This window comes from Ensifer sp. EB106-03-01-XG145, from assembly GCF_058792075.1.
The window spans coordinates 205510-229852 of the sequence record NZ_JBYTEC010000003.1 but is presented as its reverse complement, the minus strand read 5'-3'; the positions used below and the strand labels follow the sequence as shown (position 1 = coordinate 229852).

23 protein-coding genes and 1 riboswitch are annotated in these 24343 nt (G+C 62.4%); of the genes, 16 read left to right on the top strand and 7 right to left on the bottom strand.

Features of this window, described 5'->3' with window-relative positions:
* Positions 1–58: 58 nt before the first annotated feature.
* Entirely contained in the window at positions 59–244 is a 186-nt protein-coding gene (gene rpmF / locus AC3WWH_RS11730; RefSeq protein WP_057254881.1) for a 50S ribosomal protein L32, read from the top strand.
* Between the two features lie 350 nt (positions 245–594).
* Positions 595–996, top strand: coding sequence for a hypothetical protein (locus tag AC3WWH_RS11725; RefSeq protein ID WP_057254882.1), 402 nt, complete (start codon positions 595–597; stop codon positions 994–996).
* A 203-nt stretch (positions 997–1199) separates the two neighbouring features.
* On the opposite strand, the gene phaR is transcribed toward AC3WWH_RS11725, so the two are convergent.
* Entirely contained in the window at positions 1200–1778 is a 579-nt protein-coding gene (phaR, locus tag AC3WWH_RS11720; protein WP_057254883.1) for a polyhydroxyalkanoate synthesis repressor PhaR, read from the bottom strand.
* Positions 1779–2002: 224 nt separating this feature from the next.
* On the opposite strand from phaR, the gene AC3WWH_RS11715 reads away from it, so the two are divergent.
* The 7 genes from AC3WWH_RS11715 to AC3WWH_RS11685 all read left to right on the top strand — a co-directional run bounded on the left by AC3WWH_RS11715 (position 2003) and on the right by AC3WWH_RS11685 (position 9947).
* Entirely contained in the window at positions 2003–3184 is a 1182-nt protein-coding gene (locus tag AC3WWH_RS11715) for an acetyl-CoA C-acetyltransferase (RefSeq protein WP_058321666.1), read from the top strand.
* Between the two features lie 13 nt (positions 3185–3197).
* Positions 3198–3557, top strand: coding sequence for a hypothetical protein (locus tag AC3WWH_RS11710; RefSeq protein ID WP_156433049.1), 360 nt, complete (start codon positions 3198–3200; stop codon positions 3555–3557).
* Positions 3558–3574: 17 nt separating this feature from the next.
* The gene (locus tag AC3WWH_RS11705; protein ID WP_058321668.1) at positions 3575–4300 is read left to right on the top strand and encodes a beta-ketoacyl-ACP reductase; all 726 of its coding nucleotides are present in this window, start codon (positions 3575–3577) and stop codon (positions 4298–4300) included.
* Positions 4301–4963: 663 nt separating this feature from the next.
* On the top strand, positions 4964–8002 hold the full coding sequence (locus AC3WWH_RS11700; RefSeq protein ID WP_058321792.1) for a helicase-related protein: 3039 nt from the start codon (positions 4964–4966) through the stop codon (positions 8000–8002).
* Between the two features lie 8 nt (positions 8003–8010).
* A complete protein-coding gene (locus AC3WWH_RS11695) occupies positions 8011–8424 on the top strand; it encodes an RNA-binding S4 domain-containing protein (RefSeq protein WP_057254887.1) in 414 nt (137 codons plus the stop codon).
* A 203-nt stretch (positions 8425–8627) separates the two neighbouring features.
* Positions 8628–8966, top strand: coding sequence for a ferredoxin FdxA (fdxA, locus tag AC3WWH_RS11690; protein ID WP_057254888.1), 339 nt, complete (start codon positions 8628–8630; stop codon positions 8964–8966).
* Positions 8967–9377: 411 nt separating this feature from the next.
* Positions 9378–9947, top strand: a complete 570-nt coding sequence (locus tag AC3WWH_RS11685) for a CarD family transcriptional regulator (protein ID WP_034802893.1) — start codon at positions 9378–9380, stop codon at positions 9945–9947.
* A gap of 96 nt (positions 9948–10043) precedes the next feature.
* On the opposite strand, the gene AC3WWH_RS11680 is transcribed toward AC3WWH_RS11685, so the two are convergent.
* Positions 10044–10190: a hypothetical protein gene (locus tag AC3WWH_RS11680; RefSeq protein ID WP_156433050.1), complete on the bottom strand. Its 147-nt coding sequence runs from the start codon at positions 10188–10190 to the stop codon at positions 10044–10046.
* Between the two features lie 171 nt (positions 10191–10361).
* On the opposite strand from AC3WWH_RS11680, the gene AC3WWH_RS11675 reads away from it, so the two are divergent.
* Positions 10362–11228 (top strand): RNA polymerase factor sigma-32, encoded by an 867-nt coding sequence (locus AC3WWH_RS11675; RefSeq protein WP_057254889.1) that lies wholly within the window; start codon positions 10362–10364, stop codon positions 11226–11228.
* A gap of 429 nt (positions 11229–11657) precedes the next feature.
* Here AC3WWH_RS11675 and AC3WWH_RS11670 read toward each other — a convergent pair whose 3' ends face one another.
* From AC3WWH_RS11670 to thiB, 4 genes are all read right to left on the bottom strand, one after another.
* Positions 11658–13169: a M48 family metalloprotease gene (locus AC3WWH_RS11670; RefSeq protein WP_058321670.1), complete on the bottom strand. Its 1512-nt coding sequence runs from the start codon at positions 13167–13169 to the stop codon at positions 11658–11660.
* A gap of 302 nt (positions 13170–13471) precedes the next feature.
* Positions 13472–14191 (bottom strand): thiamine ABC transporter ATP-binding protein, encoded by a 720-nt coding sequence (thiQ, locus tag AC3WWH_RS11665; protein ID WP_058321671.1) that lies wholly within the window; start codon positions 14189–14191, stop codon positions 13472–13474.
* The gene (gene thiP, locus AC3WWH_RS11660; RefSeq protein ID WP_113398399.1) at positions 14188–15792 is read right to left on the bottom strand and encodes a thiamine/thiamine pyrophosphate ABC transporter permease ThiP; all 1605 of its coding nucleotides are present in this window, start codon (positions 15790–15792) and stop codon (positions 14188–14190) included. The genes thiQ and thiP overlap by 4 nt, the downstream gene beginning before the upstream one ends.
* A 31-nt stretch (positions 15793–15823) precedes the next feature.
* Positions 15824–16852 carry a thiamine ABC transporter substrate binding subunit gene (thiB, locus tag AC3WWH_RS11655; protein WP_058321672.1) on the bottom strand — a complete coding sequence of 343 codons (1029 nt, stop codon included), beginning with the start codon at positions 16850–16852 and terminating at the stop codon, positions 15824–15826.
* A 49-nt stretch (positions 16853–16901) separates the two neighbouring features.
* Positions 16902–17020: riboswitch (TPP riboswitch) on the bottom strand.
* Between the two features lie 145 nt (positions 17021–17165).
* Here thiB and AC3WWH_RS11650 point away from each other — a divergent pair.
* The 5 genes from AC3WWH_RS11650 to AC3WWH_RS11630 all read left to right on the top strand — a co-directional run bounded on the left by AC3WWH_RS11650 (position 17166) and on the right by AC3WWH_RS11630 (position 22032).
* Positions 17166–17651 carry a GNAT family N-acetyltransferase gene (locus AC3WWH_RS11650; RefSeq protein WP_058321673.1) on the top strand — a complete coding sequence of 162 codons (486 nt, stop codon included), beginning with the start codon at positions 17166–17168 and terminating at the stop codon, positions 17649–17651.
* 84 nt (positions 17652–17735) lie between these two features.
* Positions 17736–18386, top strand: a complete 651-nt coding sequence (locus AC3WWH_RS11645; protein ID WP_057255087.1) for a thiamine diphosphokinase — start codon at positions 17736–17738, stop codon at positions 18384–18386.
* 3 nt (positions 18387–18389) lie between these two features.
* On the top strand, positions 18390–20216 hold the full coding sequence (locus AC3WWH_RS11640; RefSeq protein ID WP_058321674.1) for an ABC-F family ATP-binding cassette domain-containing protein: 1827 nt from the start codon (positions 18390–18392) through the stop codon (positions 20214–20216).
* A gap of 77 nt (positions 20217–20293) precedes the next feature.
* Entirely contained in the window at positions 20294–20797 is a 504-nt protein-coding gene (locus AC3WWH_RS11635; protein WP_058321675.1) for a MarR family winged helix-turn-helix transcriptional regulator, read from the top strand.
* Positions 20794–22032, top strand: a complete 1239-nt coding sequence (locus AC3WWH_RS11630; RefSeq protein WP_058321676.1) for a multidrug effflux MFS transporter — start codon at positions 20794–20796, stop codon at positions 22030–22032. Before AC3WWH_RS11635 ends, AC3WWH_RS11630 begins: the two co-directional genes overlap by 4 nt.
* Positions 22033–22093: 61 nt before the next feature.
* Here the strand turns inward: AC3WWH_RS11630 and AC3WWH_RS11625 are convergent, their stop codons facing one another.
* The gene (locus AC3WWH_RS11625) at positions 22094–23311 is read right to left on the bottom strand and encodes an argininosuccinate synthase (protein WP_057254897.1); all 1218 of its coding nucleotides are present in this window, start codon (positions 23309–23311) and stop codon (positions 22094–22096) included.
* Between the two features lie 171 nt (positions 23312–23482).
* Here AC3WWH_RS11625 and AC3WWH_RS11620 point away from each other — a divergent pair, with 171 nt between their 5' ends.
* Positions 23483–24124, top strand: coding sequence for a LysE family translocator (locus AC3WWH_RS11620; RefSeq protein ID WP_058321677.1), 642 nt, complete (start codon positions 23483–23485; stop codon positions 24122–24124).
* Positions 24125–24343 lie beyond the last annotated feature (219 nt).

The following is a 24343-nucleotide window of genomic DNA, read 5'->3' as shown; positions in this document are numbered from 1 at the left end:
TGTTTAACACGGCCATTTCGGCTGCTGAACAGTGTTTGCCCGATAAGTGGAGAATGAAATGGCTGTACCTAAAAGAAAAACGAGCCCGTCCAAGCGTGGCATGCGCCGTTCCGCTGACGCTCTCAAGACGCCGACCTACGTCGAAGACAAGAACTCCGGCGAACTGCGTCGCCCGCACCACATCGACCTGAAGACCGGCATGTACCGTGGCCGTCAGGTTCTGACCCCGAAGGAAAACGCATAAGCGTTTCCGTTCGTGGAATGGTTCAAAGGGCTGGCTCTGCCGGCCCTTTTGTTTTGCGTCTGACATTTTCTCGCTTGGACCCTGTGTTATCCGCAGGAGCTAGAGCATCACGCGCCAAGGTGAAGTCACTGGAAGCGGAGAGATGCTCTAGACCCTAAGTGCTGGAGCGTCCTTGGTGCGTTCATGCGAACGCACAGCGCTCTACAGCGCCGCGCGTCTTATCAGACGCGCAAAGGTCGCTGTAGCACTTTGAATTGCTGCATGTTTTTGTCCTTTAACCGGCTACGATTAAAGGAAACATGCAGTAGGCCTGAAGACGCCGCAAGACGCGGCAAAGGAGTTCGTGCCCGATGCTCGCTGCCGTTCCGCTGCTGATCCTGCCGTTCGTTGTCTACAATCTCGCGATGATCGGAATGTTCGGCGGTATTGCCGGCTTGAACGCCGAGATGCTGTCGCTGTCCATGCTGTCGGGCGCGACCTGGACGATGCGCTTCGGCGACCTCCTGATCGTCGTCGCACTGCTGTTGCTCTTCGTCGAATTGCTGAAGGCGACCCGCACGAGCACGCGTGCGCTGATGGATCACCTGTTGTCGATGATTCTGTTCATCGCCTTCCTGATCGAATTCCTGCTGCTGGCGCCGGCGGCAACCCAGCTCTTCTTCATCCTGATGACGATCAGCTTCATCGACGTCATCGCCGGCTTCGCCGTCTCGATGCGCTCGGCCGGACGGGACGTGTCGATCGGCCTTTAAAGCCTGTAGCGCAAAAGTGCGCAGCGGTTTTGCGACAACGACATGCGAAATATCAAGAACTTAAAGCGCAAGGCGCGAATCTGAAAGATCGCGACGCGCTTTAGGTCACGATCGATCCCGGGGCGTTGGCCCAATTCAAAACATGGTTTGCTGGACGGGAATTGGGCGGGTGACTCACACCCGCCTTTGCAAGAAGAATGCGCTCAGCCGAGATTGTCGAGCTTGGTCTGGAGCGCGCGAAGCTGTTCCTTGAGCTCGTCGATATCCTTGGCTTCGGCCTTCTTGGTTTCCTTCACCGGCGGGGCGGTGATGAAGGGCGAGAACATCTGCATCGCCTGATGGAACATCTCGGTATTGCGGCGGACCTGCTCTTCGACAAGTTGCAACGGAACCTGCAGGTTCTTGCCGAGCGGCGTGTCACCGAAGGCCTTGTTGATCTGCTCGCGCATCTGCGACTGCTGCTCGGTGAAAGCCTGCATCGAATGCTCGAGATAGCTCGGCACCACCATCTGCATCTGGTCGCCGTAGAACGAGATCAGCTGGCGCAGGAAGGAGATCGGCAGCAGCGTGTTGCCGGTCTTGGACTCCTGCTCGAAGATGATCTGCGTCAGCACGGAATGGGTGATGTCCTCTCCGGACTTTGCGTCCTGGACGATGAAATCGTCGCCCTTCTTCACCATGACAGCCAGGTCGTCGAGCGTGACATAGGTGCTGGTCCCGGTGTTGTAGAGCCGCCGGTTCGCATATTTTTTTATAACGATCTGGCCTTCGTGCTTCGCCATCAGGGTCTCCTCTCACCCATCATCCCGTCTTTATTGCGTTTTTCAGAGTATCCGCAAAAGAGCGCCGCTGACAATGTCTTTGTGCGTTGCGGCGACGCAAGTGCGAAATCTTGCGGTTGCGTCTTGGGTGACGGTTTTGTGGCACCGCATCAAGGCGTTTGACTTGCGCCGCGCGCTTTGCCAGTCTGCTTCCATTAGGCAAGAAAGATCTGAGGAAACGTCCCATGAGCAATCCCTCCATCGTGATCGCCAGCGCCGCCCGTACCGCGGTCGGATCCTTCAACGGTGCATTCGCCAACACACCGGCGCACGAACTCGGCGCCGCCGTCATCAAGGGCGTGCTCGAGCGCGCAGGCGTCGAGGCAGGCGAGGTCGACGAGGTGATCCTCGGCCAGGTCCTGCAGGCCGGCGAGGGCCAGAACCCGGCGCGTCAGGCGGCGATGAAGGCGGGTCTTCCGCAGGAGAAAACCGCCTGGGGCATGAACCAGCTCTGCGGTTCCGGTCTTCGTGCCGTGGCGCTCGGCATGCAGCAGATTGCAACCGGTGATGCGGATATCATCGTCGCCGGCGGCATGGAGTCCATGTCGATGGCGCCGCATTGCTCGCATCTTCGCGGCGGCGTGAAGATGGGCGATTTCAAGATGATCGACACGATGATCAAGGACGGTCTGACCGACGCCTTCTACGGCTATCACATGGGCATCACCGCCGAAAACGTCGCCCGCCAGTGGCAGCTCAGCCGTGAAGAGCAGGACGCCTTCGCGCTCGCCTCGCAGAACAAGGCCGAAGCGGCACAGAAGGCCGGGCGGTTCGCCGACGAGATCATTCCCTTCATCGTCAAAGGCCGCAAGGGCGACGTCACCGTCGACCAGGACGAATATATCCGCCATGGCGCAACGCTCGACCAGATGACGAAGCTGCGTCCGGCCTTCGACAAGGAAGGCACGGTCACCGCCGGCAACGCCTCTGGCCTCAATGACGGCGCCGCGGCCACGCTGCTGATGACCGAAGCGCAGGCTTCCAAGCGCGGCATCCAGCCGCTCGCCCGTATCGTTTCCTGGGCAACGGCCGGCGTCGATCCGCAGGTCATGGGCACCGGCCCGATCCCGGCTTCGCGCAAGGCGTTGGCGAAAGCCGGCTGGGCGATCGGAGACGTCGAACTGGTCGAGGCCAACGAGGCTTTCGCGGCACAGGCCTGCGCGGTCAACAAGGACCTCGGCTGGGATCCGTCGATCGTCAACGTCAATGGCGGCGCGATCGCCATCGGCCATCCGATCGGCGCTTCCGGTGCCCGCGTGCTCAACACGCTGCTCTTCGAAATGAAGCGCCGCGGCGTTTCCAAGGGGCTTGCAACGCTCTGCATCGGCGGCGGCATGGGCGTCGCCATGTGCGTCGAACGGCTCTAATCGGTTTGGCGGCATGAACAGCGCCAGGTGGGTTCCATTTTCCCTCTTGCTGGCCGGTTCGCCGATCGTTTCCGCACATGCCAATCCCGCGCGTCTCGACGAGGCGCGGTTGGTTCAGTGCATGCTGGAACATACGACCTCGGACGATGAGGTCGTTTTCAAGGACATGATAGTTGCGGCCCTGAACGATGACAGCGGTGCTTTGAAAGCGTCGCTCGTTCAGCTCTCCAGTCTGATGATGAACCTCGCGCTCACCAAGTGCGAGGTGGGTATGTCTATGCTCGCGACGCCTCAGTTCCAGGCTGCCGCCGAGCTCTACGGACGACAGGTCGGCGAAAAGCTGATGAAGAAGGCCTTTGAGAAACTGAACTGATCAAGTGGGAGGCGTGCATGAGCAGGGTAGCATTGGTCACAGGTGGGTCGCGCGGCATCGGCGCGGCAATCTCCATCGCACTCAAGAATGCCGGCTACAAGGTGGCCGCAAACTATGCCGGCAATGACGAAAAGGCTGAGGCCTTCAAGCAGGAAACCGGCATCCCCGTCTACAAGTGGGATGTTTCCAGCTATCAGTCCTGCGCCGAAGGCATCGCCAAGGTCGAGGCGGATCTCGGCCCGGTCGAAGTGCTGGTCAACAATGCGGGCATCACCCGCGACGCGATGTTCCACAAGATGACGCCCGAGCAATGGGGCGAGGTGGTCGGCACCAACCTCACCGGTCTCTTCAACATGACGCATCCGATCTGGTCCGCCATGCGCGACCGCGGTTTCGGCCGCGTCATCAACATCTCGTCGATCAACGGCCAGAAGGGCCAGATGGGCCAGGCCAACTATTCGGCGGCCAAGGCCGGTGATCTCGGCTTCACCAAGGCGCTCGCCCAGGAAGGTGCGGCGAAGGGGATCACGGTCAACGCCATCTGCCCGGGTTATATCGGCACGGAAATGGTGCGGGCGGTGCCGGAGAAGGTGCTGAACGAGCGGATCATCCCGCAGATCCCGGTTGGCCGCCTCGGCGAGCCGGAAGAAATCGCCCGCTGCGTTGTGTTCCTGGCCTCCGACGACGCCGGCTTCATCACCGGCTCGACGATTTCGGCGAATGGCGGACAGTTCTTCGTCTGACCTTTTGATCTCATCATTGCTTTTGAACGGCGCCCTTCGGGGCGCCGTTTTTGTGTAGGGCGGAGAGAAGAAACGGCTGTTCCCCCGGCATTTGGAACCCGAAGCTGCGCCCGTGATTCTGTTGCCGGCGCGCGGCGCAGACACTATATCTTGTGGAGAACAAAAGCGGAATGATGCGCGTATCACGAGTCGCCATCGGATCCTCCCGTATTGGTCGAGGGTGCTCGGTGCGATTCTCATTCTCTCTGCCCAGCGAATCTGCGATGAATTTCGTTAAAAATTTTCTAGGCTTTCCAGAGTCTTGGATTCGGAATCCTTTGACCTGTCTGGCAATGGGACAGCCAGAATTGAGGCGAGTCGTGGGCTCTAACACAAGCGCGCGGCGTCAGATTCAGCATGTGGTGCAACGTTCGGTGTTGAAATCTATATGTAGTCGTGAACATACAGTGAATCGCGATGAGTCTTCGATTCGTCGCCGATTCGTTCCATGGCTGTTCCTGTTCTCGATTGCGCCAACCACAACAGGTGGTGCAATGGGCTGGGAGACGCCGAACATGGTTTTAGTTGTCGGCGCCCCTTGCGTTTGGCTCGGTGCGTGGGCATGTGTTTGCCGCCAGCGTGAAAAGACGCTGTCGTAATTTCTGAATGCCCGGGATCGATGACGTGTCCGTTCACCCCATGATCCTGAGCGGCCGCGGCGTAACCGCGGTGCTCGGGCCAACCAATACCGGCAAGACGCACTACGCGATCGAGCGCATGATCGCGCATGATAGCGGCGTCATAGGCCTGCCGCTGCGCCTCCTGGCGCGCGAGGTCTATACGCGCCTGGTCGAAAGGGTCGGCCATCACAATGTCGCGCTGATCACTGGCGAGGAGAAGATCACTCCGCATCGCGCCCGCTATTCGGTCTGCACCGTCGAAGCGATGCCGCGCGAGACGACCGCGTCCTTCGTGGCGATCGACGAAGTGCAGCTTGCCGGCGATCTCGAGCGCGGTCACATCTTCACCGACCGGATCCTGCATCTGAGGGGGCGTGGCGAGACGCTGCTTCTGGGGGCTGCAACGATGCGGCCGATCCTGGAGCACCTCCTGCCCGGCATTACCGTCGTCGAGCGGCCGCGCATGTCGCAACTGCTCTATGCCGGTTCGAAGAAAATCACCCGCCTGCCGCATCGCTCGGCGATCGTCGCCTTCTCGGCCGACGAAGTCTATGCGATCGCCGAACTGATCCGTCGCCAGCGCGGCGGTGCCGCCGTCGTGCTCGGCGCGCTTTCGCCGCGCACGCGCAATGCGCAGGTGGCGCTCTATCAGGAAGGCGACGTCGAATACATGGTGGCGACCGACGCGATCGGCATGGGTCTCAACCTCGACGTCGATCACGTCGCCTTCGCGCAGGACCGCAAGTTCGACGGCTACCAGTTTCGCAACCTGAACCCGGCCGAGCTAGCGCAGGTCGCCGGGCGCGCCGGGCGACATCTGCGTGACGGAACGTTCGGCGTCACGGGTCGCGTCGATCCTTTCGACAACGAGCTCGTTCATCGCATCGAGTCGCACGAGTTCGATGCGGTCAAGGTGCTGCAATGGCGCTCGAAGGCGTTCGACTATTCCTCGCTTACCGCCTTGAAGAAGAGCCTCGATGCCGCGCCGAAAGTTCCCGGCCTTGCCCGGGCGCTACCTGCGGTAGACCAGCAGGCGTTCGAGCATCTGGCCCGCTACCCGGAGGTCGTCGACATTACGACCAATGCCGAGCGCGTCGAAAAATTATGGGAAGCCTGCGCGCTGCCGGACTATCGGCGCATCACGCCCGCCCAGCACGCCGATCTGATCTCGACGATCTACGCGGATCTCGTTCGCCGGGGTACGGTGAACGAGGACTTCATGGCCGAACAGGTCAGGCGTGCCGATCACACCGACGGTGAGATCGACACACTTTCGGCGCGAATCGCGCAGATCAGAACCTGGACCTATGTGTCGAACCGGCCGGGATGGCTGGCCGATCCGACACACTGGCAAGAAAAGACGCGGGAAATTGAAGATCGATTATCCGACGCACTACATGAACGGTTGACGAAACGCTTTGTTGATCGCAGGACATCTGTGCTCATGAAGCGCCTGAGAGAGAATGCTATGCTGGAAGCTGAAATCAGTGTGAATGGTGATGTCTTCGTCGAAGGACACCACGTAGGACAACTAACCGGTTTCCGGTTTACGCTGGCGACCGGCGGCGACGGCCCGGATGCCAAGGCCGTGCAGGGCGCTGCCCAGAAGGCGCTGGCGCTCGAGTTCGAGGCGCGGGCCGCACGTCTGCACGCCTCGGGCAACAACGACCTGGCGCTTTCGTCGGATGGTCTCGTGCGCTGGCTCGGCGATCCCGTCGCCCGTCTGGCAGCGAGCGACCATGTCATGCGTCCGCGCGTCATTCTGCTTGCTGACGATCAGCTGCAGGCGAACGCCCGCGAGCATGTCGTGGCCCGCATCGAGCGTTTCGTGAACCATCACATCGGTACGGTGCTGAAGCCGCTCGACGATATCTCGCGCGCTGAAGACCTCGAAGGCCTCGCCAAGGGCCTTGCCTTCCAGCTCGTCGAGAACCTCGGCGTGCTCTTCCGCCGCGATGTCGCCGACGACGTGAAGTCGCTGGACCAGGACGGTCGCGCGTCGATCCGCAAATACGGCGTTCGCTTCGGCGCCTACCACATCTTCCTTCCGGCGCTCTTGAAGCCGGCTCCGGCCGAGCTGATCACGCTGCTCTGGGCGCTGAAGAACGACGGCCTCGACAAGCCCGGCTATGGCGACCTCATCCCGATGCTCGCGGCCGGCCGTACGTCGGTCGTCACCGATCCGTCCTTCGAGCGCACCTTCTACAAGCTTGCCGGCTTCCGCTTCCTCGGAAAGCGCGCCGTGCGCATCGACATCCTCGAGCGCCTGGCCGATCTCATCCGGCCGCTGCTGCAGTGGAAGCCCGGCGCACAGCCGCGTCCTGAAGGCGCCTATGACGGCCGTCGTTTCACCGCCACCACCTCGATGCTTTCGATCCTCGGCGCAACGCCTGATGATATGGAAGAGATCCTGAAGGGCCTTGGCTATCGGGCCGACAGCGTCAAGGCCGAGGAGGCTGCGGCCTTCCTCGCCAGCCAGGACGGTGCGCCCGCCTCTGCTGCCGCCGCCTCCGAGCCGGTTGCCGCTGTCGATGACGCGGACGCTGCTGACAGCGCGACGGATGCCGAGACCGCAGCCGTTGAGGCACCTGCCGCCGAGGCCGAGAACGCTGAGGGCGAAGTCGCCACCAGCGAGGTGCAACCAGCCGAAGCTCAAGTCGCCGAGACCGGAGAACCGGTTGAAGCCAAGCCCGTGCTGCTGTGGCGTCCCGGCACTCGCCAGGATAACCAGCGCCAGGGCGGCGGTCGCCACCAGGGCGACCAGCGTCGCGGCGGCCAGCGCCATGGCCAAGGCCAAGGGCAGAGCGAGGGACGTGAGGGCGGACGTAAGGGCGGCCAGCCGGTGCGCGGCAAGCGCCATGACGGCGGCAAGTCGGAAGGCGGTCCGCGCCAGGACCGTGGTGATCGTCATGATCGTCACGACCGCGGCGGCAAGCCCGGCCAGGGCAAGTTCGAGGCGCGCCCGCCGCGTCGCGAGAAGCCGGTGGATCCGGATTCGCCCTTCGCCAAGCTCGCGGCGCTCAAGGAGCAGATGAAGAAGTAAGGCAGGTCATGGAAAAACAGCCCACGTCCAACCCGGCATCGCGCCAGCGTCTCGACAAGTGGCTGTTTTTCACGCGGCTGATCAAATCGCGCTCGCTTGCGCAAAAAGCGATCGAGGACGGCCGCGTGGCCGTCAACGAGCAGCGCGTGACGCAGTCGTCGTTTCAGGTCAAGACGGGGGATCTGCTTGAGCTCGTCCTCGACCGCCGCAGCGTGACCGTGCGCGTGCTTGCTCCAGGGGAACGACGTGGCCCCTACGAGGAAGCGCGGCTTCTTTATGATGATCTCACGCCGGAATTGCCTAAGGAGAAACTCTCGGCATTTGATCTCGCCACACGCGACCGTGGGGCGGGACGCCCGACCAAGAAAGAGCGGCGGGATACCGATCGGCTAAAACCCGATTTCGATCCGCGCGAGGATTAGAAAACTCTGCCTTTGCCGCGGCGTTTCGCGCATTGAATATTCTTGCAAAGGGTCCATAAAGCCTTTACCTGACAGACCCACGTTGGGTGCATCGGTCTTGCTTCGGCAGCTATGCGCGCCGGACATTCCTAGCATGCGCGGACGATGAGCATCACCATTGATTGCCGTCTGCCATCAAACGTGAGCATTGGCTGGAGTACCTCATGACGTATGTCGTGACCGACAATTGCATTCGCTGCAAGTATATGGACTGTGTCGAAGTCTGCCCCGTGGACTGCTTCTATGAGGGCGAGAATTTCCTCGTCATCCATCCCGACGAGTGCATCGATTGCGGCGTTTGCGAGCCGGAATGTCCTGCCGAGGCGATCAAGCCGGACACCGAGCCGGGCCTTGATATGTGGTTGAAAGTGAACGCTGATTTTGCCACGAAGTGGCCGAACGTCACGGTCAAGCGCGACCCGATGCCGGAAGCCAAGGAGATGGACGGCGTCGAAGGCAAGTACGAGAAGTTCTTCTCCGCCGAGCCGGGACAGGGCGACTGAGACGAACGATCTCTATCGTTCGTCGAGGCTGACGCAGCGAGCGCGACCCAGCGCGCCAAACCTGGGGAAAAACCCGCACTGCGCTCGCAGGTGCGAGAATGGTGGCTTGATGGCTGCCATGCAGCAAATTATTGATTTCGGCACTTTTTTGTGATAGGTTCCTTCTACTGATCCACAGAGGGTGTTTTTGCGCGCCCGAAAACCATCACGAAAGCAAACGATCTCCAAAAGGCGGTTTCTCCCTATTACGCAACATGGCTTTGCTCTGTTGCGACCGCATTTCATGAGGCTGTTTGCGTTCCGTGGACGGACCAGGATGTACCCACCCGGCGGTATCCCCGTCTATCCCGGGCCTCACTGACCCGGCCCCGGCCAGAATGGCCGGCGCGAAACAGGGAGTTTTTGAAACGAATGACGACCCAGCAGAAAAAATCTTCGACACGCCAGGGCTTCAAGACCGGTGAATCGATCGTCTATCCGGCCCACGGCGTTGGCCAGATCGTGGCGATCGAAGAGCAGGAAGTCGCGGGCATGAAGCTTGAGCTTTTTGTCATCGATTTCGAGAAGGACAAGATGCGGTTGAAGGTGCCGGTGGCCAAGGCTGTCAGCATCGGCATGCGCAAGCTGTCCGAAACCGATTTCGTCGATCGTGCGTTGAAGGTTGTGCAGGGCAAGGCTCGCGTGAAGCGCACCATGTGGTCGCGCCGCGCCCAGGAATACGATGCCAAGATCAACTCCGGCGACCTGATTTCCATCGCGGAAGTCGTTCGCGATCTCTATCGCGCCGAAAACCAGCCGGAACAGTCCTATTCCGAACGCCAGCTCTATGAGGCTGCCCTCGACCGCATGGCGCGCGAAATCGCTGCCGTGAACAAAATGTCGGAGACCGAAGCTGTGCGCCTCGTCGAGGCCAACCTCAGCAAGGGCCCGAAGCGCGGCAAGGCGATCGACGAAGACGACGCCCAGGACGAAGCAGCATAAGCTTCCAACCCGCAGTGAGACTGCAAAAAAGCCCGGCCATCGCGCCGGGCTTTTTCTTTGATCTGATGGAACTTTTGCCCGCCACGCGCATTTACATTAGCCGGCAGGAACGCGCCGCTTTCGCGCCGGGCGATCTTGGTTCTGTGATCCGTCACCGTTCAGGTTCGTGATTTTGAAGTTAGGGCGCCGCGTCGTTTCTTCAAGTTCGGCGCCGGGCTCTTGAGCGGGGAAGGAAAAGATCATGCGGTTTTCCGCGCCCATCCCGCTCTGACTTAAAAGAACCGATCACGATGATTTGGATCGATCCGATCCAAATCATCGTGATCTAGACGCCCCTGCTGCCGGACGCGCCATCTGTCCGGCCTTTTGGACTTCACACGCAATGGCGCCCGGGCGCCAGTCACGGAGTGATCGATGAAGACTCTCACTGCAGACCGGCGGATGATCAAGATCGCAATGGAGGCGCCTTATCTCGAGCGCGACGAGGAGCACGCGCTGGCACAGGCCTGGCGGAACGACCATGATCAGGAAGCCCGCAACAAGATCGCCATGTCGCATATGCGGCTCGTGATCTCGATGGCAGCGAAGTTCCGCAACTTCGGCCTGCCCATGGGCGACTTGGTGCAGGAAGGCCATATCGGCCTCCTGGAAGCGGCGGCCCGCTTCGAACCCAGCCGTGAGGTCAGGTTTTCGACCTATGCGACCTGGTGGATCCGGGCATCGATGCAGGACTATGTCCTGCGCAATTGGTCAATCGTCCGGGGCGGCACGAGTTCGGCTCAGAAGGCGCTGTTCTTCAATCTGCGGCGGTTGCGTGCACGTCTGGCGCAAGGCGACAGGCAACTTACATCGCAGGCTATGCATGAGGAAATTGCCGCGGCGCTCGGCGTCAGCATCGCCGATGTGCAGACCATGGATGCGCGGCTTTCCGGCAGCGACACTTCCTTGCAGGCCCCCGTTGGCGGCGCCGATTCCGATGGCGGCGAGCGGCTGGATTTCCTGGCCAGCGATGCGCCGCTTCCGGACGAACAGGTCAGCGACATGATCGACGGCGAGCGGGCCCGTGTGTGGCTCCGCGATGCGCTGGGTGCCTTGACCGAAAGGGAGATGCGGATCATCCGTGCACGACGACTGTCGGAGGACGGTGCGACGCTGGAAGAGCTCGGCCTCGATCTCGGCATTTCCAAGGAACGGGTGCGACAGATCGAAACTCGGGCGCTCGAAAAGCTCAGAGTGGCGCTCGCGACCAAAGCGCCGGCCCTGACTGCGGGCATTCACTAAAGCTTGTCGCGCAAAAGTGCGCAGCGGTTTTGTGATAACGACCTGCGAAATGTCGAGCGCTTAAAGCGCAAGGAGTGAATCTGAAAGATCGCGACGCGCTTTAGAGCAATTCCAGGAAAAGTGCGAAACGGTTTTCCGTCCGGAATTGCGCAATTTCAAACAGTTGGAGCAATTCGCTGTTTTAATGAAACAGTGAAATGCTTTAGCCGTGCATGTTTTCTTTGGCCGTAGCCGGTCAAAGGACAAAACCATGCAGCACTTCAAAGTGCCTTTGCGTGTCTGACAGGACGCGCGGCGCTGTAGGCCTCAGGGGTATAGTCGTACGGGCTTGGACCTCAATCCGAGGCACTGCCCTGTGTTCGAACATCGAGGTCTGGCGCAGCAGCGAAGGCCGGAGCCTTCAGCAGCATATGCGCCTTGGTGCCGTGCTTACTCGGAAACGATCTTGACCTTGTCGCCCGGCTTCACTGTCGAGGTGACCTGCATCGCATTGATCACCCGGAACAGGTCCAGCTTGCGATCCGTCCCCATCATGCGGGCGGAAAGCGTTGCGATCGTCTCGCCGGGCCTTACCGTTACGACGCGGATGCGCAGAGGCTTCAGCGATTGGGCCTCGCCCTGCGTCATGCGGCGGAACGAGCTGCGCAGCTGGTTCGCTGTCGGCTCGAGCGCGTTCGAACCCTTGGGAACGGCGGTCAGGAAGCGGTAGATGCGGGTGTCGATGCGGATGACCGTGACATCGAAATCCCAGCGATCGGCCGAGGCACGCGCGGTCGCGGCTTCCAGACCGTTGATGTTGATCGGCCTGATCGTGTCGGGCTGCAGGCCGGTGACCCAGCCGCTGGCGATATAGTCGGTCAGGCTGCGACCGCCCGTATCCGCCACGCCGTCGAAGCGCACAGCGATGTCACCGGGTCCGGTCGCAAGGACCGCTTCTGCCTTGTTGTCGATCTGGAAGCCGGTCGGCACGTCGAAACGGATTCCGAGCTGGCCGTGCAGGAAGGTCTGGCCGCGGACATAGCCTTCCTGGGGGCTGTCGCCGTAGAGCAGGCCGTCGATACCGGCGAGGTAATAGTCCCGGCCGCGATCGCCGCTGGTGCCTTCCGGCCCGAAGGCGCGGGCATGCCTGCGCGCAAGGTCCACACGCTGCGGTGCATTCGGGTGGCTCGACAGGAAGTCGAGGCTCTGGTCGGATTCCGGATCGACGGCGGTGAAGCGGCTATAGGCTGCCATCGAGTCCAGGAAGCGTGCGGCGGCGTAAGGATCGTAGCCGGCTTCGCCGAGCATGCGCACACCGATGACGTCGGCCTGGAGCTCCTGGTTGCGCGAGAAGGCCGCAAGCCGCAGTTTGCCGCGGGCGAGCGCCTGCTTGCCGGCGAGATCGGACGACAGCACCTCGGAGACCACGCGGCTGGCGATGACTTCCGCTTCCTCGCGTTGCTGACGTTCGATGCCGTGGTTGGCGGTGACGTGCGCCATCTCGTGCGAGAGCACGGCGGCGACTTCGGAGGCATCATTGGCAAGGGCCAGCAGGCCGCGGGTGACATAGAGATAGCCGCCCGGCAGCGCAAAGGCGTTGATCGCCGGCGAATTGAGGATGGTGATGCGGTAGGACTGTTGCGGGTTCTCCGAGACGGCGGTCAACGCTCCGGCGATGCGGGCGACCAGCCGTTCGGTCTTCGCGTCCTTGTATTCGCCGCCGTAGCTTGCGACGATGCGCGGATGTTCGCGTGCGCCCATCTTCGCGCGCGGATCGTTCTTCTGGACCTCGTCGACAATCTGCGGATTGGACGAGGGCGAAACTGTCGGCTCGTAGGATTGCTCGATCACCGACTGGCATGCGGAGAGAAGCGTGGTCGCGAGCAGCGCAACCACAACGCGTGCACGCAGCCGTCCGCGCTTCGGCGGGAACCGGTCGTGTGTGACTGTATGCCTCTCCATGCCTCAGCCCGTTTCCCGTCTGCCGCTCCACCCGCATGCAGCGGGGCGATGGAACGACAGCGTTGAAAGTCCTACTTTTTCAGTCCGGCAGCGTTGCTCCGCCGCGACTGTTCAGCCCTGGTCTTGCTGTATCTGATTTCAGCGCCACCTGCCTAGTTTGTCTCGGTAGAAATAGTTGCCCCGTGGTATCACGGCAACGGATGCGCGAATATTCGCGCGCCCGGCCAGATATTTCGCGCGTCGCACGGCGCCGCGGTCAAATTGTGGCAATCGCTGAGGGCGAGGAGAAACCGGCCCCACCTTCACGCGTTGCCAAGAAAGCGGTCGATTGCCGCATTGTCGCGCCGCTCCAGGAAGCGGTCGAGTGTATCGTGTGCAATGATACGCCCCTGGTCGAGAAAAAGCACGCTATCGGCCAGCGCCTTCACGTCTTCGGGATGGTGCGTGATCATGAGGATCGTGTTGTTTTCTTCCGCGTGCAGCTCGCCAAGAAGCGTGCGCATGCCGGTGCGCATGCCGGGATCGAGGGCAGCAAAAGGTTCATCCAGCAACAGGAGGGGGCGGTGCCGCACAAGTGCGCGGGCAAGCGCGACCCGCTGGCGTTCGCCGCCGGAAAGCGTAGGCGGCAGCCTTCGTCCGAAGCCTTCAAGTCCAACGCGGCGAAGCGCGTCCTCGATCCTCTTCCGATCTTCGTCCGTCAGGCGAAGTGCCGGGTCGATACCGAGGCCGACATTGGTAGCGACATCGAGATGGGCGAAGAGATTGTTGTCCTGGAAGATCATCGAGACCGGGCGCTCCGAAGGTGCCTGGTTGGCAGCGTTCTGGCCGAGGACACGGATCTCGCCGTGGTCGGCATCTTCAAAGCCTGCGATGAGGTGAAAGAGCGTCGACTTGCCGGAACCGGAGGCGCCGGCAACGGCGACGATGCCACCGGCAGCAATTGTGCAATCGAAGCGCAGCGTGGTCGTTTCGAAACGAACCTCGACATTGCGCAGTTCTATGGCAGCGTTGGGTTCGGTCATGCTTTGCGTCCTTCCCGCCGGCGGACGTCTTCCGCCGTGCCGAGGATGGTGAAGATCAGGCAGAGAAGCCCGAGGAAGAGGGCAAGGCCGGCCGCATCGGCGGTGCGGTAGCTGCCCATGCGGCTATAGAGCAGCCAGGGAAGCGTCACCATGTCCTGCGAGCCGAACAGGGCGACGGCGCCGAGATCGCCGAGCGATAGTGCCATGGCGAAGGAGAGCGCCATCAGCAGCGGCCTTCGGAGCGCGGGAAGGTCGATCCATCGCAGGCGATGAAAACCGCGGATGCCGAGGCTCGCGGTCAGCCGCTCGGAACGCGCCGCGTGCGTCGCCATGGCCGGCGCCAGGATACGGTGGACGAAAGGAAGCGCCATCAGGGCGTTGATCGCCACGACGATGACAGGCGCAAAGCGCGCGACATCGCCGAACGGACGAAGGAGCAGGAACCAGCCGGCGCCGAGCACGACAGGCGGCACCAGCAGGATCAGCGAGGTACTCGCGCCGATCGCACCGGCAAGGCCATGTGCCGGCGCGCCCGCATGGCGTGGCGCGGTGACCGTCGCCGCGGCGCGGATCATCACGGCCGCCATGGCGACGGAGGCGAGTGCCGAGGCGAGCGCGATCGCCGCACTCGTCATCAGTGCCCGGTGCACGCTCGGATCGCGCGCGAGCTTCAGAAGATCGGCCTGCAGGCCGGAGACGACCACCGCAATCAACGGGGCGATGAGGAAGAGCAATGCCAGGATGATCCAGGCGCCATCGTTGAACAGCGCCGCTGTCGTTGTGCCATCGAAGCGTCGAACGGTTCGGCCGCCGGTCATGCCCTCTTCCGGATCCGTTGCCAGACGTCTGAGGATGAGAAGCAGGACGCCGGTCATGGCGATCTGCAGGCCGGACAGCGCGATGGCGCGTGGCGGATCGAAATCGAAGCGCAGCGCCTGATAGATCGCGACCTCGATGGTGCTGGCAGCGGGCCCGCCGCCAAGCGTCAGCACGAGCGTGAAGCTGGTGGCGCAGAGCATGAAGACGAGGCCGGCCGCGCCCGGCAACAGGCCGCGCAGGACGGGCCATTCGATGAAGCGGAAGAGCGCTCGGGAGGGCATGCCGAGATTGGCAGCGCTGCGCCAGTATTCGGCGGGAATGCGCTCGAGGCCGGCCAGGAACAGGCGCGCCGCAAGCGGCATGTTGAAGAAGACATGGGCAAGCAGGATGCCGAACAGGCCATAGATGCTGATCGGTTGCTCGAGGCCGAGCCAGCGCAGGCCGGAATTGAGGAAGCCCTGGCGTCCCCAGATCTCGATCAGCCCGAGTGCGCCGACGAGAACGGGCAGGCCGAGCGGCAGCGCCATCAGCCGCAACAGCCAGATCCGGCCGAAGAAACGCGGCCGCCGCGCCAGCGCCCGCGCCACCGGTATCGCGAAGAGCACGGACAGCAGAGTGGAAAGGCTTGCCTGCAGCAGCGTGAAGCGGGTGACGCGCCAGATATAGGCGTCGAACAGAGTGCCTTCGTCCGTGCCGCCGGTTTGGGCGAGCAAGGCGGCGATCGCCAGGCCGACGAAGAGCAGGAAGGCGCCGAGGCAAATCGCCCCGGCGACAACAGTCATGCGGTTTTCGCGAAGTGCGAACAATCCGGCCTCAGTTCTTGCTCATGGCAGCAAGCCACTCGTCGATCCAGGCCTTGCGGTTCTTCGCGACCTCTTCCGATGGCAGCAGGAAGGTCTTCTCCGGGTTGACCAGCTTGTTGAAGGCGTCCGGCAGCGGCTCCTTGGTTGCTGCGACCGGCATCATCCAGTTGGTTGTCGGAATGATCGATTGGAATTCCGGACCGGTCATGAACGCGAGGAACTGCTTTGCCAGTTCCGGCTCCTTGGCACTCTTGGTCATGCCGGCGACTTCGATCTGGATGTAGTGACCTTCCGAGAAGGTGGCCGCCTGGTAGCGCTCGGTGTTCTCAGCGACCATGTGGTAGGCGGGCGAGGTGGTGTAGGAGAGCACCATCGGCGCTTCGCCCTTGGTGAAGAGGCCATAGGCTTCCGACCAGCCGGGGGTGACGGTCAGAACACGGTCCTTGAGCTTCGCCCAGGCAGCACCCGCCTCGTCGCCATAGACCGCCTTGACCCAAAGCAGCAATCCGAGGCCCGGCGTCGAGGTGCGCGGGTCCTCGATGACGATCTTCTGCGACGCGTCGCCTTCGACCAGTTCCTTGAGGCTCTTCGGCGGTGTCTTCAGCGTCTCGGTGTCGTAGACGACGGCGAAATGGCCGTAGTCATAGGGCAGGAAGGTGTCGTCGGAGAAGTTGCCGGGCACCTTCAGGTCCTTCGCTTCGATGCCATGCGGTGCGAAGAAGCCCGTTGCCTTTGCTTCCGCCACGAGGTTGGTGTCGAGACCGAGCACGATGTCGGCCTTCGAGGCAGCACCCTCGAGCTTTAGGCGCGTCAAGAGTTCGACGCCATCGGCAACACCGACATAGTTGACCTTGCATTCGCAGGTCTTTTCGAAGGCTTCCGCCACCTTGGCGCCCGGCCCCCATTCGGTGATGAAGCTTTCATAGGTGTAGACGGTCAGCGTCTTGTCGGCAGCGGCGGCATAACCGGTGAAAACAAGGCTTGCGCTTGCGGCCAGCGCTAGCCGGCTAAGTATTTTGAGCTGTGATGAATTGGACATGCGAAGCACCTCTCCCAAAGTTCGTTGTTGCACGGGAAAAGGGCGTATCGGTGCGATCGCGTCTAATCCCTCCGCCGGTATGAGCCGGATCAGGTTCCGCGGGTTGGCGTTTTGACGCCTCTCAGCCTCCGGCCGCCATGCGGTCGGGAGGCACCCCGTTAGAGCGGCAAGAGATTTACCGCTGCGGCGGCTCCATGGCAAGCGGTGTTTGGAATGGGCGACGCATGGGGCGAGCCCATTTTCTGTCGGGCGTTTTCGCCAACCGGCAACTGCGCTATGACACCATCACGCTTGGCCGCAAGGAGGAAATCCCATGCCAGATATGCTAGTTCGACTTTATGCCCTTCCGGCAGAGCCCCAGTCGCGGCTTGGTTCAGGCATCAGCATCCGTCGCGCCATGGCGCCGGAACGCCGTCTGGTGGTCTCCTGGATCGAAAAGACGTTTGGCGCCGGCTGGGCAGGCGAAGCGGAAGCTGCCTTCTCCTCGACCCCGACACGCATGCACGTCGCGGTGCGCGACGAAAAGATCGTCGGCTTTGCCTGCCACGACGTGACAGCGCTCGGCTTCTTCGGCCCAACCGGCGTCGATGAAGGTATGCGTGGGCAGGGCATCGGCGAGGCGCTGCTGCTTGCAAGCCTGACGGCGATGCGCGAGGCGGGCTACGGCTATGCGGTCATCGGTGGCGTCGGCCCGGCGAAGTTCTACGAGCGCGTGGCCGGCGCGATCGAAATTCCCGATTCAACACCCGGGATCTATGCCGGCATGCTATTCCCGGAACCGGTGCCGGAAGGACACTGACGGCTTCGGCAAATTGCTGCGATCGCAGCGGTTTGCGGTTTTCTTCGTTTTCCTTCCGCGATCCTTTGCGCTATGGGCATTGCCATGGCTCGATCGACCTTCACCATATTGCTTGGCGGCGCCCTCTCGGTGACCAGCCGGCTGACAGAGCAGCTCAGCGGCAGCCGCTTCGTTGCCGCTGACGGCGGCATGCGCCATGCCCGCTTGCTCGGCGTCGTGCCGGATGTCTGGGTCGGCGATTTCGATTCGACCGAAGACGCCCTGCTGTCCGAGTTCGCCTCCGTTCCACGCGAGCCCTACCCGGCGGCAAAGGCTGCGACGGATGGCGAGATCGCGGTCGAGGCTGCGTTGTCCCGCGGCGCTGATCGGCTGATCTTTGCCGGCGCGCTTGGCGGCAGCCGCAGCGACCATGCCTTCCTGCACCTGCTGCAGGCCGCAGCGCTTGCCGAGCGCGGGCTTTCGGTGCTGATGACCTCGGGCGAGGAAGAAGCCTACCCGCTGCTGGCAGGCACGCTCGATCTCGACCTGCCGAAAGGTTGTCTCTTTTCCGTGCTGGGATTGACCGAGCTGACCGGCCTTTCGATCGTCAATGCGCGCTATCCGCTTGACGATTTCACCCTGCCGTTCGGATCGTCCCGAACCGTTTCCAACGTTGCGGAGGGTCCCCTTCGCTTCAGCCTCAAGAGCGGACGCGCCATCGTGCTTGCCCGCCCCTATGATCTTTCCGGAGCCTGAGCCTTGGCGCCCCCAATTCTGAAACTCGACGATATCTTCTTGACCTTCGGCGGCGCGCCGCTGCTTGCCGGTGCCAATCTGCAAGTGGAACCGGGCGATCGCATCTGCCTTGTCGGGCGCAATGGCTCGGGCAAGTCGACCTTGATGAAGATCGCCGCGGGCCTTTCAGAGGCACAGTCGGGCGAGGTGTTCCGCCATCCCTCAGCGACCATCCGCTATCTGCACCAGGCGCCGGATTTCGACGGCTACGACACGGTGCAGGCCTATGCCGAAGCCGGTCTCGGCCCGAGCGACGATCCCTATCGCGTCGCCTACCTGCTGCAGCATCTGGGCCTGACCGGCGAAGAAGACCCGACGCGCCTTTCGGGCGGTGAGGCGCGCCGTGCGGCATTGGCGCGCGTCATGGCGCCGGAACCTGACATCCTGCTGCTTGACGAACCGACCAACCATCTCGACCTGCCGACGATCGAATGGCTGGAAGATGAGCTTACCCGCAGCCGTTCGGCGCTGGTGCTGATCTCGCACGACCGGCGCTTTCTGGAGAAGGTCTCGACGGCGACCGTCTGGCTCGATCGTGGCCAGTCGCGCCGGCTCGATCGCGGCTTTGCCCATTTCGAGGCCTGGCGCGACGAGGTGCTGGAGGCTGAGGAACTGGAGCAGCACAAGCTCGGCAAGGCGATCGAGCGCGAGGAGCATTGGCTGCGTTATGGCGTGACGGCCCGGCGCAAGCGCAACATGCGCCGTCTCGGCGAGCTGCAGAGCATGCGGGCGGTCTATCGTGGCCACAAGGGGCCGCAGGGGACCGTGCAGGCGACGGCAGCCGATGCCAAGGAATCCGGCAAGCTGGTGATCGAGGCGGAGAAGATCAGCAAGGCCTATGGTGACCGCACCATCGTCGCGCCCTTCTCGATCCGCGTGCATCGCGGCGACCGCATCGGTCTCGTCGGCCCGAACGGTGCGGGCAAGACGACGCTCCTCAAGATGCTGACCGGGCAGATCGAGCCGGACACAGGCACCGTCAAGCTCGGCACCAACCTCGAAATGGCGACGCTCGACCAGAAGCGCGAAGACCTCAACCTGGACGATACGCTGGCCCATTACCTGACCGACGGGCGCGGCGACAACCTGCTTGTCAACGGTGAGCAGCGCCACGTTACCGGCTACATGAAGGATTTCCTGTTCCAGCCGGAACAGGCGCGCACGCCGATCCGCGAGCTCTCGGGTGGCGAGCGCGCTCGGCTGATGCTGGCGCGCATCCTTTCGCGGGCGACCAATCTTCTGATCCTCGACGAGCCGACCAACGACCTCGACATCGAGACGCTGGACCTCTTGCAGGAGATCGTCGCCGGCTTTGCCGGAACGGTCATCCTCGTCAGCCACGACCGCGACTTTCTCGATCGTACGGTCACCTCGACGATCGCGCCGGCAAACCCGGAGGAGCCGGATGGCCGCTGGATCGAGTATGCCGGCGGCTATTCCGACATGATGGCGCAGCGCAAGGGCGCGATTGAAGAGAAGCGCAAGGCAGAGAAGGCGGAAAAGGCCAAAGCCGACGCCGCTGCACCCGCCGCCGATGCGCCGAAGGCCGCCAAGGGCAAGCTTTCCTACAAGCAGAAATTCGCGCTCGAAAACCTGCCGAAGGAGATCGCCAAGGCAGAGGCCGATGCCGCCAAGCGCGAAGAAAAGATGGCTGATCCCAAGCTTTTCACAAAAGATCCAAACGCCTTTGCGAAGCTCGCGCAGGAACTGGAGAAGCTTCGTGCGGATCTCGCCCGCATGGAGGAGGAATGGCTGGAGCTCGAAATGCTGCGCGAGGAGCTCGAAGGCTAGCCGCAACCAGGGGCGTGTTGAACGGCGTCAGGGGATATGATAAGAAAAGCTTATTATATCATTTGTGAACGATCCTGATGCCCTTCAAACTTGAATCCGAAACCATCGGAATGCTGCTCACGGATGTCTCGCGCCTTTTGCGCGGGGCTTTCGACCGCAAGGTCAATGCCATGGATCTGGGCATCACGCCCGGCGAAGCGCGCACATTGATCCAGGTGGTGCTGAAAGAGGGTATCAAACAGGCCGAAATCGCCACCCGCATGGGCATCGAGCCGATGACGCTTTCGGCCTATCTCGACCGGCTGGAGGCGATGGGCCTTGTTGCCCGCGTGCCGGATCCGGCGGATCGCCGCGCCAAGAACGTCGTCATCACCGAGAAGGCCGGTCCGCTGCTCACCGAGCTGATGACGGGGCTCAGGGAGATGATGAACGCCTATACTGCCGGGCTCGACAAGGCGACGCGCGAGGTTCTCTGCGCCAATCTGCGCATCCTGCGCGACAACTTGCGTGAGCTTGATCCGTGTCTCGCCGGCAAGGAAACTGGCGAGAAGTCCGAGGACAAGTCCGGAGCCTCGCAATGACGCGTCGCATGAGCGAGCGGCGCACCAGCATCATCGGGGCGTTCCTGGTGGCGCTCGGGCCTGTTTCCATGGCTCTGTATACGCCGGCCATGCCGGAGTTGGTGCGGGCGTTTTCGTCGAGCGACGCGGCGATCAAGATGACGCTGTCGCTCTATTTCGCCGGCTTCGCCTTTGCCCAGCTCGTTTCCGGCACGCTGTCCGACGTCATCGGGCGCCGCCGCGCGACGCTGAACTTCATGGCGATTTATCTCGTCGGCAGCCTGATGGCTGCCTTTGCGCCGTCGGTCGCGGTGCTGCTTGCCGGACGCCTGGTACAGGGCATCGGTGCTTCCGTCGGCATGACGGTGGCGCGCGCGATCGTGCGCGACCAGTTCACCGGCACCGAAGCGGCGCGCATCATGAACATGATCGGCATGATGCTGGCGCTCGGGCCCGCGGTGTCGCCGACCCTCGGCGGCCTGGCGCTCGGCCTTTTCGGCTGGCAGTCGATCTTTTTCCTGATGGTCGGCTTTGCCGCCATGGCCTGCCTCACCGTGCAGTTCTTCATGGCCGAGACCGTGACACCCGACCCGGCCAAGGGCCACCTGAAGCCGATCCTTGCGGCCTATCGGCGATTGGTGAGCGACAGCCGCTTCGTCACCTCGACGCTCGTCATCGGCGGAGCGGTCGGCGCGCTCTACGCCTGGGCGACGATGTTGCCTTTCGTGCTCATCAACGAAGTCGGCCTGACGCCCACCGAGTTCGGCGTCGGCATGCTGATGCAGTCAGGCCTGTTCTTCTCGGGAACGGTGGTTGTGCGGCTCTTGATGCGTCGTTTCACACCGCAGGCGCTGGTACCGGCCGGCCTCGTCTTCATCGGTCTCGCCAGCCTGATCCTTGCTTACAGCATGCATGCACTTGCGCCGAGTTTCCTCTCGGTCATGCTGCCGATTGGCATCTATGCCTTCGGCATCGCCTTCGTCATGCCCTACATGATGACGGCGGCGATGGCGCCCTTTCCCGATATCGCCGGCACGGCATCCGCGATGATGGGCTTCGTCCAGATGGGCTCAGGCCTGCTCGGTGGCGCGATCGCCGCTGCGGTGGGGGTCCCGGTGCTGGCACTCGGCACGATCATTCCGAGCTTCGGCCTCGTCTCTATCCTCAGCTATGTCTGGTATCGCCGGACGGTTCGGCTGAAGCCGCTGGCGGCGGCCGTTGACCGCGAGGATCCGCTGCTGGAGGCGGCGGAGTAGCGGAAACAAAAAAGCCTCCGCGAACGGATCGCGGAGGCTTTGTCTTTCAGCGCTTACCGACTTAGCGGTTGCGCGCAGCCAGCGTGCGCAGGCGCAGCGCGTTGAGCTTGATGAAGCCGGCGGCATCCTTTTGGTCGTAGGCGCCCTGGTCGTCCTCGAAGGTGACGAGTTTGTCGGAATAGAGCGACTTGTCGCTTTCGCGGCCGATGGTCATAACGTTGCCCTTGTAGAGCTTCAGCGTCACTTCGCCCTCGACATGCTCCTGGCTCTTGTCGATCGCTGCCTGCAGCATTTCGCGCTCCGGCGAGAACCAGAAGCCGTAGTAGATCAGCTCGGCGTAACGCGGCATCAGCTCGTCCTTGAGGTGTGCGGCACCCCGGTCGAGCGTGATCGATTCGATCGCGCGGTGCGCGGCGAGCAGGATCGTGCCGCCGGGGGTCTCATAGACGCCGCGCGACTTCATGCCGACGAAGCGGTTCTCGACGAGATCGAGACGGCCGATGCCGTTGTCGCGGCCGTACTCGTTAAGCTTGGCAAGCAGAGAGGCGGGCGACAGGCGCACGCCGTTGATCGAGACGGCGTCACCACGCTCGAAGCCGATCTTGATGACGGTCGCCTGGTCCGGAGCGGCTTCCGGCGAGATCGTGCGCATATGCACGTATTCCGGGGCTTCCTGGGCCGGATCTTCGAGAACCTTGCCCTCGGAGGAGGAGTGCAGCAGGTTGGCGTCGACGGAGAACGGCGCCTCGCCCTTCTTGTCCTTGGCAACCGGGATCTGGTGCTTCTCGGCGAATTCGAGCAGGTCGGTGCGGCTTTTGAACGACCAGTCGCGCCAGGGAGCGATGATCTTGATATCCGGGTTCAGAGCATAGGCCGAAAGCTCGAAGCGAACCTGGTCATTGCCCTTGCCGGTGGCGCCATGGGCGATGGCGTCGGCACCGGTCTTCTTGGCGATGTCGATCAGGTGCTTGGAAATCAGCGGGCGTGCGATCGAGGTGCCGAGCAGGTAGACGCCTTCATAGACGGCATTTGCGCGGAACATCGGGAAGACGAAATCCTTGACGAATTCCTCGCGGACGTCCTCGATGTAGATCTCCTTGATGCCGAGCATTTCGGCCTTCTTGCGCGCCGGCTCGAGCTCTTCGCCTTGGCCGAGGTCAGCGGTGAAGGTGACGACTTCCGCGCCGAGTTCGGTCTGCAGCCACTTCAGGATAATCGAGGTGTCGAGACCGCCCGAATAGGCGAGAACGACCTTTTTCACGTCTTTATGCGATGCCATGGTTTCCGTCCGTCTGGTCTTGGGGAGGGCGGCGATGCCGCGTGCAAATCTGCGGCACTTTAGCCAGAACCTGCGGCGATACAAGCGCTAGAACGCGCCATGGCGCGAATCCGCTGGCAAAAGCGAAGGCGTGGCGTTAGAGGGGGCGATCTTGCCCCGAGGTGACTGACGATGGACTTCATTCCTGGCCTGCCGACCCTCGCCACCTTCGCCGCCGCAACGCTGCTTCTGGCGGCGACGCCCGGCCCGGACATGACGCTTTCGATCAGCCGGGCTCTGGCTCAGGGCAAGAAGGCGGCACTCTTCGTGGTGCTCGGCACCAGCTTCGGCATCGTCGTGCATACGCTTCTCGTCGCCTTCGGCATTTCGGCGCTGATCACCGCTTCGCCCACCGCCTTCACCATCCTCAAGACCGGTGGTGCCGCCTATCTTCTGTGGCTTGCGGTGCAGGCGATCCGCTTTGGTTCGAGCATTTCCGTTCAGAAGGTCGAGGTCACGGAGGGCACCGCGCTTGCCAACATTTCGGCCGGCTTCTGGGTGAACCTGCTCAATCCCAAGGTCATCATCTTCTTCATGACCTTCCTGCCGCAGTTCGTCAGCGCCGACGATCCTTCGGTCACCGGCAAGCTTTTGTTCCTCGGCCTGCTGTTCATCCTGATCGGCATGCCGGTCAATATGCTGGTGGTGTTCACCGCCGATTGGCTGGCCTCCTGGCTGCAGCGCAACAGGGGCGTGATGCGAGCGCTCGATTACAGCTTCGCCGGGGTCTTTTCGGTGTTTGCGGTCAAGATCTTCATGACGACGGCGCGGTAAGCGGACAGTTTCGCCCCTCATCTGCCTGCCGGCATCTTCTCCCCGCTTGCGGGGAGAAGAACACGTGCCGCACTGTTCGGCGGAAACGGTGATTGTTGGGGGTGCTTTCAGGCGAAGTGTGAAGCGGTCATAGGTTGCAACCCACGCCATCTGCCGAAAAAGGACTGAGAGACTGCCACTTGTCTCTTCTCCCCGTGGCAACGGGGAGAAGATGCCGGC